Raw genomic sequence first — 1,106 nt, 5'->3', positions numbered from 1 at the left:
TTGACCGTTGCAGTGGCGGTGCCGTCATAGACCTTGCTGCCAGCCGTAATGCCGGTCACGGCATTGATGGCGGCGCGGCTGATGTCGGCCGTCGTGCTGGCCGTGTTGCTGGTCAGCGTGTAGTTGCCGGCGTCGGCACCACCCAAGGCGATGCCGCTGACGTTCACCGTCTTGCCAGTGGCAGCGTTCTTGTCGGTAAATACACCGCTGGCGGTGGCGTTCAGGCTGTCGCCATTGACCATGCCGGCAAACGTTGCTCCGTTCGTGTTGACCGTTGCAGTGGCGGTGCCGTCATAGACCTTGCCGCCAGCCGTAATGCCGGTCACGGCATTGATGGCGGCGCGGCTGATGTCCGCCGTGGTACTGGCGGTGCTGCTGGCCAGCGTGTAGTTGCCGGCGTCGATGCCACCAAGGGTAATGCCACTGACATTGACTGTCTTGCCGGTGGCGGCGTTCTTGTCGCCGAAGGCGCCGCTGGCAGTGGCGTTCAGGCTGTCTCCGTTGACCATGCCGGCAAACGTCGCGCCGGCGGTGCTGACCGTTGCCGCTGTGGTGCCATCATAGACTTTATTGCCGGCCGTGATGCCGGTGACCGTCAGGGCCTTGGGCGTGATGTCGCCCACAGCGCTGCCGGTGGTCGTTTGCAACGCGTAGTTGGCGGCGTCGGCGCCGCCCAGCGACAGGCCGCTGAGGTTGACGGTCTTGCCGGTGCCAACGTTTTTGTCGGTAAACGCGGCGGCGCCGGCCACCGTCAGCACATCGCTGCCGATCTTGCCGTTGAACACGACGGAGCCGGCGTTGAGGGTGGCGGCGGTGGTGCCGTCATAGACCTTGTTGCCGGCCGTGGCGCCGGACAGCGTGAGCAGGCGCGGCGTGATCACCAGGCCGCCATCGATATAGCTGATCGCATAGGCCGACTGGCCGCCCGTGGCATAGTAACCGCTGACCGACACCGCATAGGTGCCGGCGTTGACGACGCCGGCAGCGCTGCCAGCGTACACAGGTGTGCCGGGCAGCACATTACCGGCCACCAGGTTGGAGAGCGTCGTGGTGTTGGCGCCGCCCGCATAGGCGGTACCGTCGTACACCTTGGTGCCGTTGGACAC

Annotated in this window: 1 protein-coding gene; it reads right to left on the bottom strand. The window is 65.6% G+C overall.

The genetic code is table 11. The features are described 5' to 3' along the window. Positions 1-1,106 (bottom strand): YDG domain-containing protein (locus CD932_RS29120; protein ID WP_254926801.1); only part of this gene is annotated, 1,106 nt, incomplete at both ends.

It is taken from the genome of Janthinobacterium sp. PC23-8 (genome assembly GCF_002250505.1).
In the GTDB taxonomy this organism is placed as follows: domain Bacteria; phylum Pseudomonadota; class Gammaproteobacteria; order Burkholderiales; family Burkholderiaceae_D; genus Janthinobacterium.
Note: the sequence above shows the minus strand (reverse complement) of the source record. Positions and strands in the feature narration are given on the sequence as shown.